Origin of the sequence: Streptomyces olindensis, assembly GCF_040645895.1 — a bacterium.
Taxonomy (GTDB): Bacteria; Actinomycetota; Actinomycetes; order Streptomycetales; family Streptomycetaceae; genus Streptomyces; species Streptomyces olindensis.
Window position 1 is genome coordinate 16,706 of sequence record NZ_JBEYZD010000093.1, and the last position, 13,329, is coordinate 30,034.

The 13,329-nt window shown below is 71.1% G+C and carries 12 protein-coding genes; 9 read left to right on the plus strand and 3 right to left on the minus strand.

Annotated elements, in window-relative coordinates; all coding sequences use genetic code 11:
* The first annotated feature begins 34 nt into the window (after window positions 1–34).
* Genes ABZ948_RS36700 through ABZ948_RS36715 form a run of 4 tightly spaced genes read left to right on the plus strand, consistent with a single transcriptional unit; the run spans window position 35 to window position 3,621 of the window.
* Window positions 35–829 carry an AAC(3) family N-acetyltransferase gene (locus ABZ948_RS36700; RefSeq protein ID WP_359767109.1) on the plus strand — a complete coding sequence of 265 codons (795 nt, stop codon included), beginning with the start codon at window positions 35–37 and terminating at the stop codon, window positions 827–829.
* 49 nt (window positions 830–878) lie between these two features.
* Window positions 879–1,802 (plus strand): ABC transporter ATP-binding protein, encoded by a 924-nt coding sequence (locus ABZ948_RS36705; protein WP_359767111.1) that lies wholly within the window; start codon window positions 879–881, stop codon window positions 1,800–1,802.
* The gene (locus ABZ948_RS36710; RefSeq protein ID WP_359767113.1) at window positions 1,799–2,569 is read left to right on the plus strand and encodes an ABC transporter permease; all 771 of its coding nucleotides are present in this window, start codon (window positions 1,799–1,801) and stop codon (window positions 2,567–2,569) included. The genes ABZ948_RS36705 and ABZ948_RS36710 overlap by 4 nt, the downstream gene beginning before the upstream one ends.
* A gap of 44 nt (window positions 2,570–2,613) precedes the next feature.
* Window positions 2,614–3,621, plus strand: a complete 1,008-nt coding sequence (locus ABZ948_RS36715) for a COX15/CtaA family protein (RefSeq protein ID WP_359767115.1) — start codon at window positions 2,614–2,616, stop codon at window positions 3,619–3,621.
* Window positions 3,622–3,630: 9 nt separating this feature from the next.
* On the opposite strand, the gene ABZ948_RS36720 is transcribed toward ABZ948_RS36715, so the two are convergent.
* The 3 genes from ABZ948_RS36720 to ABZ948_RS36730 all read right to left on the minus strand — a co-directional run bounded on the left by ABZ948_RS36720 (window position 3,631) and on the right by ABZ948_RS36730 (window position 6,205).
* The gene (locus ABZ948_RS36720; protein ID WP_359767117.1) at window positions 3,631–4,737 is read right to left on the minus strand and encodes an amidohydrolase family protein; all 1,107 of its coding nucleotides are present in this window, start codon (window positions 4,735–4,737) and stop codon (window positions 3,631–3,633) included.
* A gap of 150 nt (window positions 4,738–4,887) precedes the next feature.
* On the minus strand, window positions 4,888–5,220 hold the full coding sequence (locus ABZ948_RS36725) for a hypothetical protein (RefSeq protein WP_359767119.1): 333 nt from the start codon (window positions 5,218–5,220) through the stop codon (window positions 4,888–4,890).
* Between the two features lie 67 nt (window positions 5,221–5,287).
* On the minus strand, window positions 5,288–6,205 hold the full coding sequence (locus tag ABZ948_RS36730; RefSeq protein WP_359767121.1) for a heme o synthase: 918 nt from the start codon (window positions 6,203–6,205) through the stop codon (window positions 5,288–5,290).
* 383 nt (window positions 6,206–6,588) lie between these two features.
* On the opposite strand from ABZ948_RS36730, the gene tkt reads away from it, so the two are divergent.
* Genes tkt through pgl form a run of 5 tightly spaced genes read left to right on the plus strand, consistent with a single transcriptional unit; the run spans window position 6,589 to window position 13,266 of the window.
* Complete coding sequence (gene tkt, locus ABZ948_RS36735) at window positions 6,589–8,676, plus strand: transketolase (protein ID WP_359767122.1); 2,088 nt, start codon at window positions 6,589–6,591, stop codon at window positions 8,674–8,676.
* 34 nt (window positions 8,677–8,710) lie between these two features.
* Window positions 8,711–9,829 (plus strand): transaldolase, encoded by a 1,119-nt coding sequence (gene tal / locus ABZ948_RS36740; RefSeq protein WP_359767124.1) that lies wholly within the window; start codon window positions 8,711–8,713, stop codon window positions 9,827–9,829.
* Between the two features lie 4 nt (window positions 9,830–9,833).
* Window positions 9,834–11,357, plus strand: coding sequence for a glucose-6-phosphate dehydrogenase (gene zwf, locus ABZ948_RS36745; protein WP_359767126.1), 1,524 nt, complete (start codon window positions 9,834–9,836; stop codon window positions 11,355–11,357).
* The gene (gene opcA / locus ABZ948_RS36750; protein ID WP_359767128.1) at window positions 11,354–12,484 is read left to right on the plus strand and encodes a glucose-6-phosphate dehydrogenase assembly protein OpcA; all 1,131 of its coding nucleotides are present in this window, start codon (window positions 11,354–11,356) and stop codon (window positions 12,482–12,484) included. Before zwf ends, opcA begins: the two co-directional genes overlap by 4 nt.
* Window positions 12,481–13,266, plus strand: a complete 786-nt coding sequence (gene pgl, locus ABZ948_RS36755) for a 6-phosphogluconolactonase (RefSeq protein ID WP_359767130.1) — start codon at window positions 12,481–12,483, stop codon at window positions 13,264–13,266. The genes opcA and pgl overlap by 4 nt, the downstream gene beginning before the upstream one ends.
* Window positions 13,267–13,329: the final 63 nt, after the last annotated feature.

Below are 13,329 nucleotides of genomic sequence, written 5' to 3' on the forward strand. Positions count from 1 at the left end.
CATGCCACAGCCACTTCCGGGACACTCCCGAACCATGCCCACACCCCCTCCCACCGGCCCTCTTGTCACCCTGGACACCTTGCGCGCAGAGCTGCGGGAGCTGGGCGTGCGGCCCGGCGAGACCCTCCTCGCGCACTCCTCGCTCAGCTCCCTCGGCTGGGTCAACGGCGGCGCCGTCACCGTGGTGCGGGGGCTGCTCGACGCGCTCGGCCCGGAGGGCACCCTGGTGGTCCCCACCCAGACCGGCGGCCTCTCCGACCCGGCCCTGTGGAGCAATCCGCCCGTGCCCCCCGAGTGGTGGACGGCCATCCGCGCCACGATGCCCGCCTACGACCCGCGGATCACGCCCGCGTGCGGGGTCGGCGTCGTACCGGAGACGGTGCGCACCTGGCCCGGTGCGCTGCGCAGCGCGCATCCGCAGACGTCGTTCGCGGCGATCGGGCCCCGCGCGGCGGAGGTGACCGAGGGGCACGCGACCGACTGCCGGCTCGGCGAGCGCAGCCCGCTGGCGAAACTGGAGGCGATGGACGCCCGGGTGCTGCTGCTCGGCGCCGGCTACGCCACCTGCACCAGCTTCCACCTCGCCGAGTACCGGATACCCTCCCCGCGCGTCGCCGTCGGCCGGCCCGGGCCGAAGGGCTGGGAGACCGTGATCGAGGTGTCGATCAGCTCGGACCGCTTCGACGAGCTGGGCTACGACTTCGAACGGGACCGTCCCGTGGTCCGTGGCAAGGTCGGGGCTGCCGAGGCGCGGCTGTTCCCGGTGGCGGACGCGGTGGCCTACGCCGAACGGTGGCTGGCCGTGCACCGGCCGCGCGAGGAGGAGTAGCCGCACCCGCCCGCCTCGGCCCCCGCACACCTACCTAGACTCTGGAACCATGCGAAGTGAGCCCGTGGTCCAGGTCCAGGCCCTGGTGAAGCGGTACGGCACGAAGACCGCGGTGGACGGGCTCGACCTGGTGGCCCGCCAGGGCGTGACCGCCGTGCTCGGTCCCAACGGGGCGGGCAAGACGACCACGGTCGAGACCTGCGAGGGGTACCGGAAGCCGGACTCCGGCACGGTGCGCGTCCTGGGCCTCGACCCGGTCCGGCAGTCCGGGGACCTGCGGCCAAGGATCGGCGTGATGCTCCAGTCCGGCGGCGTCTACTCGGGCTCCCGCGCCGACGAGATGCTCCGCCACGTGGCCGGACTGCACGCCCACCCCCTGGACGTGGACGCCCTCATCGAGCGCCTCGGGCTCGGCTCCTGCGGCCGTACGACGTACCGGCGGCTGTCGGGCGGGCAGCAGCAGCGGCTCGCCCTCGCCATGGCCGTGGTCGGGCGCCCGGAGCTGGTCTTCCTGGACGAGCCGACCGCCGGGCTCGACCCGCAGGCCCGCCGCGCCACCTGGGACCTGGTCCGGGACCTGCGCGCCGACGGCGTCTCCGTGATCCTCACCACGCACTACATGGACGAGGCCGAGCAGCTCGCCGACGACGTGGCGATCATCGACGCGGGCCGGGTCATCGCCCAGGGCTCCCCGGAGGAGCTGTGCCGGGGCGGCGCCGAGAACACCCTCCGCTTCACCGGCCGGCCCGGCCTGGACGTGGGTTCCCTGCTGAAGGCCCTGCCCGCCGACTGCTCCGCCGCCGAACTGACACCGGGCTCCTACCGGGTCACCGGCAAGGTCGACCCGCAACTGCTCGCCACGGTCACCTCCTGGTGCGCCCAGCACGGGGTGATGCCCGAGAAGATCTCGGTGGAGCGGCACACCCTGGAGGACGTGTTCTTGGAACTCACCGGCAAGGAGCTGCGCTCGTGACCGCCACCGGGATGTACACGCCGAAGCCCGGCGCGGCGCCCCTCCCCCGCATGATCGCGGCCCAGGCCGCGCTCGAGACGAAGATGCTGCTGCGCAACGGCGAGCAACTGCTGCTGACCGTCGTCATCCCGACGCTGCTCCTGGTGCTCTTCAGCACCGTGGACATCGTCGACACGGGCACCGGCGAGGCGGTCGACTTCCTCGCGCCCGGCATCCTCGCGCTCGCGGTGATGTCGACCGCGTTCACCGGACAGGCCATCGCGACCGGCTTCGAGCGCCGCTACGGCGTCCTGAAGCGGCTCGCCGCCTCGCCGCTGCCGCGCTGGGGCCTGATGACGGCGAAGACACTGTCCGTGCTGGTCACCGAGGTGCTGCAGGTGGTCCTGCTGACGGTGATCGCCTTCGCGCTCGGCTGGTCGCCGCAGGGCAATCCGTTCGCCGTCCTGCTGCTCCTGATCCTCGGCACGGCGGCCTTCTCGGGCCTCGGGCTGCTGATGGCCGGCACGCTGAAGGCCGAGGCGACGCTCGCCGCCGCCAACCTGGTGTTCCTGCTGCTGCTCGTCGGCGGCGGGGTCGTCGTCCCGCTCGACAAGTTCCCGCCCGGCGCGCAGGACGTGCTCGGCCTGCTGCCCATCTCGGCGCTGTCCGAGGGGCTGCGGGACGTGCTCCAGCACGGGGCCGGGATGCCCTGGGGCGAGCTGGGGATCCTCGCGGTCTGGGCGGTCGCCGGGCTCGCCGCCGCCGGGAAGTTCTTCCGCTGGGAGTGAGCATGACGGACCCTCGTGAAAGCGTGCACAAGCGGCGGCCTACGATGGGTCGCGTGCCAAAAGTGACCCCCGCCGACGCCAGGGCGGCCCTGCGCAACCCGCTCGCCTTCATCGCCGAGCGCTGGACACCGGAACCCCGTACGGTCCAGCGCGCGGCCCTCTCCGCGATCCTGATGTCGGTGCTCATCGTGGTCACCGGCGGTGCCGTACGGCTGACCGGCTCGGGCCTGGGGTGCCCGACCTGGCCCAAGTGCACCGACGACTCGCTCACCGCCACCAGCGCGATGGGCGTCCACGGCGCCATCGAGTTCGGCAACCGCATGCTGACGTACGTGCTGTGCGCCGCCGTCGGCTGGGCGATCATCGCCGCGCGCTCGCGGAAGCCGTACCGGCGCGGATTGGTCCGGCTGGGCTGGGCCCAGTTCTGGATCGTGATGAGCAACGCCATCCTCGGCGGCATCGTCGTGCTGGTGGGACTCAACCCGTACACGGTCGCGGCGCACTTCGTGGCGACGTCGGCGCTGATCGCGGTGGCCACGGTGATGTGGCAGCGCACCCGGGAGGGCGACGCGCCGCCGCGCCCGCTGGTCGGCAAGGCCGTGCAGCAGCTGGTGTGGTTCCTGGTGGCGGCGGCCGTGCTGCTGATCCTGGTGGGCACGGTGGTCACCGGCGCGGGTCCGCACGCGGGCGACTCCAGCGAGGTCGAGCGGATGCCGGTCGACTGGGAGACGGTGAGCAAGCTGCACGCCGTGCTCGCGTGGATCGTGGTGACGCTGACCTTCGCCCTGTGGTTCGTCCTCAAGGCGGTCGACGCGCCCAAGGGCCCGCTGCACCGCACCCGCGAACTGTTCCTGATCCTGCTCGCGCAGGGCGTCATCGGCTACGTCCAGTACTTCACCGACCTGCCCGAGGTCCTGGTCGGCCTGCACATGTTCGGCTCGGCCGTGATGTGGATCTGGGTGGTGCGGGTGGTGCTGTCGCTGCGGGAGCGGTCCGAGGTCGTGGCCGACGTGCCCGGTCCCGCGACCGAGGCGACCCTGACCAAGGCCTGATCCAGGGCTCTAGTCGAGCCCGTACACCCGCCGCGCGTTCCCCGACGCCAGCATCCCCGCCACCCGCTGCGCGTCGGTCAGTGACCAGGCGCCCTCGGCGACCCAGGTGCCCAGCACCCGGCCGAGGGCCTCACGGAAGAGGCGGGCGCCCACCACGTGCAGTTCGGGCAGGCCCTGGGCGCCGGTGGAGAACAGGATCTTGCCGAAGGGGGCGAGTTCCAGGATCTCCGCGAGGACCGTCGCGGCGCGGGCGCCGGTGCGGACCAGGGCGGCCCCGGAGTCGACGTAGACGTGCGGGAAGACGCCGGCGAGGTGGGCGGCGTGCCGGTGGTACGGGTAGCCGTGCAGCAGGACCAGGTCCGTGCCGAGCCCGGCCGTGGCCCGGACGAAGTCCGTCAGCAGCACCGGGTCCGTACGGTCGATGCGCAGACCCGGCGCGCCGAGTCCCGCGTGCAGCTGCAGCGGCAGCCCCGAGGCGACCGCGCTCCACAGCAGGTGCCGCAGCAGCACGGGGTCGCTCAGCTCCCCGCCGACCCCGCGCCCGGCGAGCCAGCGGCCGACGGCTCCCCGCACCTCTCCCGGCCCGGGCGGCTCGGGAGCGAGCGCGAGGCCGTGCCGTACGCCGGCCACCGAGGTGAAGGCGACGGCGTGCGCGGCCGCGGCGTGCACCGACTCGGCGAGGTTGGCGAGGAAGGACTCGACGGTTCCGGAGGTGTCGGCGACCTGCTCGGCGAGCAGTTCCAGACGGACGATCTCGTGGGCCTTGGCCGACCCGGCGGAGGCCAGCTCCCCGGGGCCGGTCAGGTCGCCGGGCAGGCCGGTGTCGACCAGGTAGGTCGTGATGCCGCTGCCGCGCAGGAGACGGCGGCCGGACTCCAGGACGCCCAGTTCGCGGCGACGGGCGAGGTAGCGGGCGGGCGGGCAGTGCGGTTCGAGGCCGAGCAGGGGCGGACACCAGCGCCGCACGGCGAAGCCGGTCTGGGTGTCGAAGAGGGTGGTGCCGGCGGCGGGTGGGCCCTCGGTGCGGGAGAGGTGGGCCTCGAAGGTGCCGAGGCCCAGCTCCGTGCGGAGTACTCCGTGGCAGTACTGGTCCACCAGTGACGGCGTTTCGATCATCCGGGCCTCCCGGTGTGGACCCTGTTGTTCCTGTGGGTCCTAACGGGTGAACCGGGTTCAGGTCGCGGTTCCGGGGTGGGGTGCCCGGGATTGTCCGGCGGGTGCGGGTTGTCTGTGGTTGCTCGCGCAGTTCCCCGCGCCCCCAGAAGGTCAGTTGTTCTTGGGGCCGCCTACCTGGATACCGGCCATGCGGGACCACTCGTAGCGGCCCGTCTTCACCTTCGCGGCGAATTCGCCGTCGAAGGACTCGTGGCGGGTGATGCCCGACTTCTCCACCGCCTTCTCGGCGATCGCGAAGGAGGAGGCGACCAGGTCGCCCCAGTTGCCGTCCTCGCCGACCAGGACGATGCGGGCGCCGCGCTCGCCGAGGTGGGCGACCTGGCCCTCGGCGCCGCCGTGGGCCTTGGAGAAGGAGGTGATCTGCTTGGCGAGCCGGGCGACCTTGCGCTCGGCCTTCGGGTCAACCTGCTGCGTCTCTGCCATGACCAGGATGCTACTCACGAGTAGATCCACTCGCGAGGGCAGGGCGGTGTGACGTACGTCCGTCGCGTCAGCGCAGGAACGGGTCGACCGCTACCGCCACGAAGAGCAGCGACACGTAGGTGATCGACCAGTGGAACAGGCGCATCTCCTTGAGCTTCGCGCCCGTCACCTCCGCCTTCGCGCGGTTCTGCAGGCCGTGCGCCTCCCAGAGCCAGAAGCCGCCCGCCAGCAGCGCGACCGAGGTGTAGAACCAGCCCGTGTAGCCGAGCGGGGTCAGCAGCAGCGAGACGGCGACCATCACCCAGCTGTAGATCACGATCTGCTTGGCGACGACCTTGTTGGAGGCGACCACCGGCAGCATGGGCACGCCCACGCGCGCGTAGTCCTCCTTGACCTTCATGGACAGCGGCCAGTAGTGCGGCGGCGTCCAGAAGAACATGACGAGGAAGAGGATGATCGGCGCCCACGACATGGAGTTCGTGACCGAGGACCAGCCGATCAGCACGGGCAGGCAGCCGGCGATGCCGCCCCACACGATGTTCTGCGAGGTACGGCGCTTGAGGATCATCGTGTAGACGACCACGTAGAAGAGGAGCGCGCCGAGGGAGAGCCAGGCGCTCAGCCAGTTCACGGTGAGGCCGAACAGCAGCGTGGAGGTGATCGCCAGGGTGATGCCGAAGGCGAGGCACTCGCGCGGGCTGACCATGCCGGTGACCAGCGGGCGCTGCGAGGTGCGGTCCATCAGCGCGTCGATGTCGCGGTCGATGTACATGTTGAGGGCGTTGGCGCCGCCCGCGGACATGTACCCGCCGACGCACGTCAGCAGCACCAGCGTCAGGTCGGGCACGCCCTGCTGCGCCAGGAACATCACCGGCACCGTGGTGATCAGCAGCAGCTCGATGATCCGCGGCTTGGTCAGAGCCACGAACGCCATGACACGGGCCCGGAACGGCCGGTGGGCCGGGCTCTGGTCCGTCCCGATCATCCCCGCTGGACGGGATTCAACGGCCGTCACGCACACCCCTACAGAGACATCCCAGCAAGCCTCAGCCGTGTGAAGTCCCGGTAAAGGCTCGCGCGTACCACGCCACTTTAGACGTTGCCCAGAGTCGGACATTCGCGGGGGTCGACTCGTGTTGGGAGGCGGCTTCCGAAGGGCACGCCGAAGCTCGATTGAGCACCCGGATGAGCGGCTCCGTATTCACCTGTCGAATGCGGTACGGCCCAGTCAGGAGGCGGATCGGGATCGGCCCCGGCACTCTGGAGTGACTCGAAAGAACGCACGTCCCACGGGGGTAGGCTCGACTGCGGCCGGTGGGCGCCCCGATACACCGGCATCCGACATGTGGAGAGGAGCCCTGACCCAGGGTGAGCACCAAGCCGACCACCACAGACCTCGAGTGGACCGAGTTGGACCAGCGGGCCGTCGACACCGCGCGTGTCCTGGCCGCCGATGCCGTACAGAAGGTCGGTAACGGCCATCCGGGTACGGCGATGAGCCTGGCGCCTGCCGCCTACACCCTCTTCCAGAAGGTGATGCGGCACGACCCGGCGGACGCCGACTGGGTCGGGCGGGACCGTTTCGTGCTGTCCGCCGGCCACTCGTCCCTGACCCTCTACACCCAGCTGTACCTGGCCGGCTTCGGCCTGGAGCTGGACGACCTGAAGGCCTTCCGCACGTGGGGTTCGAAGACCCCGGGTCACCCGGAGTACGGGCACACGACCGGTGTGGAGACGACGACCGGCCCGCTGGGGCAGGGTGTCGCGAACGCGGTGGGCATGGCGATGGCCGCCCGCTACGAGCGCGGTCTGTTCGACCCGGAGGCCCCGGAGGGCGAGTCGCCCTTCGACCACTTCATCTACTGCATCGCCGGTGACGGCTGTCTGCAGGAGGGCATCTCCGCCGAGGCGTCCTCGCTGGCCGGCCACCAGAAGCTCGGCAACCTGATCCTGCTGTGGGACGACAACCACATCTCGATCGAGGGCGACACCGAGACGGCCGTCTCCGAGGACACGGTGAAGCGGTACGAGGCCTACGGCTGGCACGTGCAGCGGGTCGAGCCGCAGGCCAACGGCGACCTGGACCCGGCGGCGATCTTCGAGGCGGTCCAGAAGGCCAAGGCCGTCACGGACCGGCCGTCGTTCATCGCGATGCGCTCGATCATCGCCTGGCCCGCCCCGAACGCCCAGAACACCGAGGCCGCGCACGGCTCGGCGCTGGGCGACGACGAGGTCGCGGCGACCAAGCGGGTCCTGGGCTTCGACCCGGAGCAGAGCTTCGAGGTCACCGACGAGGTCATCACCCACACCCGCAAGGCGATCGAGCGGGGCCAGGCCGCCCGCGCGGTGTGGGAGAAATCCTTCCAGCAGTGGCGGGACAACAACCCCGAGCGCGCCGCCGAGTACGACCGGGTCGCGGGGGGCGAGCTGCCGGCCGGCTGGGAGGAGAAGATCCCGGTCTTCGAGGTGGGCAAGGGCGTGGCCACGCGTGCCGCCTCCGGCAAGGTCCTCCAGGCGCTCGGCGCGGTGATCCCGGAGCTGTGGGGCGGCTCGGCCGACCTGGCGGGCTCCAACAACACCACGATCGACAAGACCAGCTCCTTCCTCCCGGCGGACAACCCGCTGCCGGAGGCGGACCCGTACGGGCGCACGATCCACTTCGGTATCCGCGAACACGCGATGGCCGCGGAGATGAACGGCATCGCGCTGCACGGCAACACCCGGATCTACGGCGGCACGTTCCTGGTCTTCTCCGACTACATGCGCAACGCCGTGCGGCTGTCGGCGCTGATGCACCTGCCGGTGACGTACGTGTGGACGCACGACTCCATCGGCCTCGGTGAGGACGGCCCGACGCACCAGCCGATCGAGCACCTCGCCTCGCTGCGCGCCATCCCGGGCCTGAACATCGTGCGCCCGGCGGACGCCAACGAGACCGCGATCGCCTGGCGCGAGATCCTGCGCCGCTGGACGAAGGAGTTCGGCAAGGGCCAGCCGCACGGTCTGGCGCTGACGCGTCAGGGCGTGCCGACCTACGCGCCCAACGACGACGCCGCGCGCGGTGGTTACGTCCTGTTCGAGGCCGAGGGCGGCGACGCCGAGGTCATCCTCATCGCCACCGGCTCGGAGGTGCACGTCGCCGTCGAGGCGCGCGAGCAGCTCCAGGGCGCCGGCGTGCCCACGCGGGTGGTGTCGATGCCGTCGGTGGAGTGGTTCGAGCAGCAGGACCAGGGGTACCGGGACAGCGTCCTGCCGCCGTCCGTCCGCGCGCGTGTCGCGGTGGAGGCCGGGGTGGGTCTGACCTGGCACAAGTACGTCGGGGACGCGGGCCGCATCGTCTCCCTGGAGCACTTCGGTGCTTCCGCCGACGGCAAGGTCCTCTTCCGCGAGTTCGGCTTCACCGCCGAGAACGTGGCCGCCGCCGCGCGGGAATCGATCGCCGCAGCTCAGCGCTGACGCTCATATACGACACGTAGGAGATGGAATTTCCATGACAGACGCACTCAAGCGCCTCTCCGAGGAAGGCGTCGCGATCTGGCTGGACGACCTGTCCCGCAAGCGGATCACGTCCGGCAACCTCGCCGAGCTGCTCGACCAGCAGCACGTCGTGGGCGTCACGACCAACCCGACGATCTTCCAGAAGGCGATCTCCGAGGGCGACGGCTACGACACGCAGCTGACCGACCTCGCCGCCCGCAAGGTCACCGTCGAAGAGGCCATCCGCATGATCACGACGGCGGACGTCCGTGACGCCGCCGACATCCTGCGCCCGGTCTTCGACGCCACCGGCGGCCAGGACGGCCGGGTGTCGATCGAGGTCGACCCGCGCCTGGCGCACAACACGCGGGCCACGGTCGCCGAGGCCAAGCAGCTCGCCTGGCTGGTGGACCGGCCCAACACCCTCATCAAGATCCCGGCGACCGAGGCGGGCATCCCGGCCATCGCCGAGACCATCGGCCTGGGCATCAGCGTCAACGTCACGCTGATCTTCTCGCTGGAGCGCTACCGCCTGGTCATGGACGCGTTCCTGACCGGCCTGGAGAAGGCCAAGGAGCGCGGCCTGGACCTGTCGCAGATCCACTCCGTGGCGTCGTTCTTCGTCTCCCGTGTGGACACCGAGATCGACAAGCGGATCGACGCGCTCGGCACCGACGAGGCCAAGGCGCTGCGCGGCAAGGCCGCCATCGCCAACGCCCGGCTCGCCTACCAGGCGTACGAGGAGGTCTTCTCCTCGGACCGCTGGAACGCGCTGGAGAAGGCCGGCGCCAACAAGCAGCGTCCGCTGTGGGCCTCCACCGGCGTGAAGGACAAGGCGTACAAGGACACCATGTACGTCGACGAGCTGGTCGCGCCGAACACGGTGAACACCATGCCGGAGGCCACCCTGCTGGCCACCGAGGACCACGGCGAGATCACCGGCAACACCGTCGCCGGCACCTACGAGCAGGCCCGCGCCGACCTCGACGCCGTCGAGAAGCTCGGGATCAAGTACGACGACGTGGTGCGGCTGCTGGAGGAGGAGGGCGTCGAGAAGTTCGAGGCGTCCTGGACCGACCTGCTGAAGTCGACCGAGGCCGAGCTTCAGCGCCTCGCCCCCTCGGAGGGCTGAACAGGTGTCGAGCAGCAACCCGCTGCGTGACCCCGCGGACCGACGGCTCCCGCGTATCGCGGGGCCGTCGGGCCTGGTCATCTTCGGCGTCACGGGCGACCTGTCCCGCAAGAAGCTCATGCCCGCCGTGTACGACCTCGCCAACCGGGGTCTGCTGCCGCCGGGCTTCTCGCTGGTGGGCTTCGCCCGCCGTGAGTGGGCGCACGAGGACTTCGCGCAGGAAGTGCACGACGCGGTCAAGGAGCACGCCCGCACGCCCTTCCGCGAGGAGGTCTGGCAGCAGCTCATCCAGGGCATGCGCTTCGTGCAGGGCACGTTCGACGACGACGACGCGTTCGAGCGGCTGCGCTCCACGATCGAGGAGCTCGACAAGGCACAGGGCACGGGCGGCAACTTCGCCTTCTACCTCTCCGTGCCGCCGAAGTCCTTCCCGGTGGTCATCCAGCAGCTGAAGAAGCACGGGCTGGCGGACCAGACGAGCGGTTCCTGGCGGCGCGCGGTCATCGAGAAGCCGTTCGGGCACAACCTTGAGTCGGCCGAGGAGCTCAACAAGGTCGTCCACGAGGTCTTCGCCCCGGACCAGGTCTTCCGCATCGACCACTACCTGGGCAAGGAGACCGTCCAGAACATCCTGGCGCTGCGCTTCGCCAACACGATGTTCGAGCCGATCTGGAACCGGTCCTTCGTGGACCACGTGCAGATCACCATGGCCGAGGACATCGGCATCGGCGGCCGGGCCGGCTACTACGACGGCATCGGCGCCGCCCGTGACGTCATCCAGAACCACCTGCTCCAGCTCATGGCCCTGACGGCCATGGAGGAGCCGGCCTCCTTCGACGCGGACGCGCTGGCCGCCGAGAAGACCAAGGTCCTCGGCGCGGTGAGGCTGCCGAAGGACATGGGCCGGGACACCGTCCGCGGGCAGTACTCGGCGGGCTGGCAGGGCGGCGCGAAGGTGATCGGCTACCTCGACGAGGACGGCATCGACGCCTCGTCGAAGACCGACACGTACGCGGCGATCAAGCTGGAGATCGACAACCGCCGCTGGGCGGGTGTCCCCTTCTACCTGCGCACCGGCAAGCGCCTGGGCCGCCGCGTCACCGAGATCGCGGTCGTGTTCCAGCGGGCCCCGCACTCCCCCTTCGACACGACCGCCACCGAGGAGCTGGGCTCCAACGCGATCGTCATCCGCGTCCAGCCGGACGAGGGCGTGACGGTCCGCTTCGGCTCGAAGGTGCCGGGCACGTCGATGGAGATCCGGGACGTGTCGATGGACTTCGCGTACGGCGAGTCCTTCACGGAGTCCAGCCCGGAGGCGTACGAGCGTCTCATCCTGGACGTTCTGCTCGGTGACTCGAACCTCTTCCCGCGCACCGAGGAGGTCGAGCTGTCCTGGAAGATCCTCGACCCGATCGAGGAGTACTGGGACAAGAACGGCAAGCCCGCGCAGTACCAGGCCGGTACCTGGGGGCCCGTGGAGGCGGACGAAATGCTCGAGCGACACGGACGGAGCTGGCGCCGGCCATGAAGATAGACCTCACGGACACCACCGCCAGCAAGGTCAACAAGGCGCTGGTGCAGGGCCGCCGGGCGATCGGCACCCCGGCGGTCGGCATGGTGCTCACGCTGGTCATCGTGACGGACGAGGAGAACGCCTACGACGCGCTGAAGGCGGCGAGCGACGCCTCGCGCGAGCACCCCTCGCGCACGCTCGTGGTCATCAAGCGCGTCTCCCGCTCGCCCCGCGACCGTACGCAGTCCCGCCTGGACGCGGAGGTCCGGGTGGGCGCGGAGGCCGGCACCGGTGAGACGGTGGTGCTCCGGCTGTACGGCGAGGTCGTCGACCACGCCCAGTCGGTGGTGCTGCCGCTGCTGCTGCCGGACGCCCCGGTGGTGGTGTGGTGGCCGGTGAACGCGCCGCTCGACCCGGCGAAGGACCCCCTGGGGGCCCTCGGGCAGCGCCGCGTCACCGACACGTACGCCTCCGAGCAGCCCGTCCGGGACCTGGCCACCCGGTCCGGGACCTACACGCCCGGCGACACGGACCTGTCCTGGACCCGCATCACGCCCTGGCGTTCGATGCTGGCCGCCGCGCTCGACCAGGTCGCGTGCGAGGTCAGGGCCGTCGAGGTGGAGGGCGAGGAGTTCAACCCGAGCTGCGAGCTGCTGGCGATGTGGCTCGCGGACCGGCTGGACGTGCCCGTGCAGCGCTCGCTGTCCGGCGGACCCGGTCTGACGGCGGTCCGCATGGACACCAACTGCGGCCCGATCACCCTGGACCGGGCCGACGGCTCCCTGGCCACCCTCTCCATCGAGGGCCAGCCGGACCGGGCGGTGGCGCTCAAGCGCCGCGACACGGCCGAGCTGATCGCGGAGGAGCTGCGGCGGCTGGACCCGGACGACACGTACGCGTCGGCGCTGCGGTACGGGGTGGACCGGCTGAAGGCCTCGTCGTCGGTCCCGTCGGTGCCGTCGGTGCCCAAAAGTGACGGGCGGGCACGACTCGCCCTCCCCGCTCCCGTTGAAGCGGCTGCGAAAGCTCCCGCTGCGGAGGCGACGGCGCAGGCACCGGTGAAGCAGGAGCCGGGGAAGCAGGAGCCGGTGGGGCAGGAGCCGCCCAGGCTGGAACCGGTACGGAAGGCGACGACGAAGTGAGTACGGCACCGCAACTGGTCGTCCACCGGGACAAGGAGCTGATGGCGCAGGCCGCGGCGGCCCGGCTGATCACCAGGATCGTGGACGCGCAGACCTCCCGGGGCTCGGCGTCCGTGGTCCTGACGGGCGGCCGCAACGGCAACGGCCTGCTGGCCGCGCTGGCCGCGGCGCCCGCCCGGGACGCCGTCGACTGGAGCCGGATCGACCTGTGGTGGGGCGACGAGCGGTTCCTGCCCGAGGGCGACCCGGAGCGCAATGTCACGCAGGCGCGGGAGGCACTGCTCGACTCCGTGCCGCTCGACCCGAAGCGGGTGCACGCGATGCCCGCCTCGGACGGCCCGCACGGCGGCGACGTGGACGCGGCGGCGGCCGCGTACGCGGAGGAACTGGCGGAGGCGGCGGGTCCGGAGAACCACGGCCCCGTCCCCACGTTCGACGTGCTGATGCTGGGCGTCGGCCCGGACACGCACGTGGCGTCGCTGTTCCCGGAGCTGCCGGCGGTCCGGGAGACGGAACGTACGGTCGTCGGCGTGCACGGCGCGCCGAAGCCGCCGCCGACACGGGTGACGCTGACGCTGCCGGCGATCCGGGCCGCCCGTGAGGTGTGGCTCCTGGCGGCCGGGGAGGACAAGGCCCAGGCGGCGGCGATCGCCCTCTCGGGCGGGGGCGAGATCCAGGCTCCTGCGGCGGGTGCGTATGGCCGCAGCAGGACGCTGTGGCTGCTGGACGGGGCAGCGGCTTCCCAACTGCCGCGTTCCCTGTACCCGCCGGCTTCGGCTTAGGTGCGCCGCACGTTCCACCGACGGCTCGGGGTCGCGCCGTCGGAGTACCGCGCCCGGTTCCGC

What these genes read in the sequence shown, in the direction of transcription:
- ABZ948_RS36700 (WP_359767109.1), top strand. Translation starts at nt 35, where the DNA reads ATGCCCACACCCCCTCCCACCGGCCCTCTTGTCACCCTGGACACCTTG.
- ABZ948_RS36705 (WP_359767111.1), top strand. Translation starts at nt 879, where the DNA reads ATGCGAAGTGAGCCCGTGGTCCAGGTCCAGGCCCTGGTGAAGCGGTAC.
- ABZ948_RS36715 (WP_359767115.1), top strand. Translation starts at nt 2,614, where the DNA reads ATGGGTCGCGTGCCAAAAGTGACCCCCGCCGACGCCAGGGCGGCCCTG.
- ABZ948_RS36720 (WP_359767117.1), bottom strand. Translation starts at nt 4,737, where the DNA reads ATGATCGAAACGCCGTCACTGGTGGACCAGTACTGCCACGGAGTACTC.
- ABZ948_RS36725 (WP_359767119.1), bottom strand. Translation starts at nt 5,220, where the DNA reads ATGGCAGAGACGCAGCAGGTTGACCCGAAGGCCGAGCGCAAGGTCGCC.
- ABZ948_RS36730 (WP_359767121.1), bottom strand. Translation starts at nt 6,205, where the DNA reads ATGATCGGGACGGACCAGAGCCCGGCCCACCGGCCGTTCCGGGCCCGT.
- tal (WP_359767124.1), top strand. Translation starts at nt 8,711, where the DNA reads ATGACAGACGCACTCAAGCGCCTCTCCGAGGAAGGCGTCGCGATCTGG.
- opcA (WP_359767128.1), top strand. Translation starts at nt 11,354, where the DNA reads ATGAAGATAGACCTCACGGACACCACCGCCAGCAAGGTCAACAAGGCG.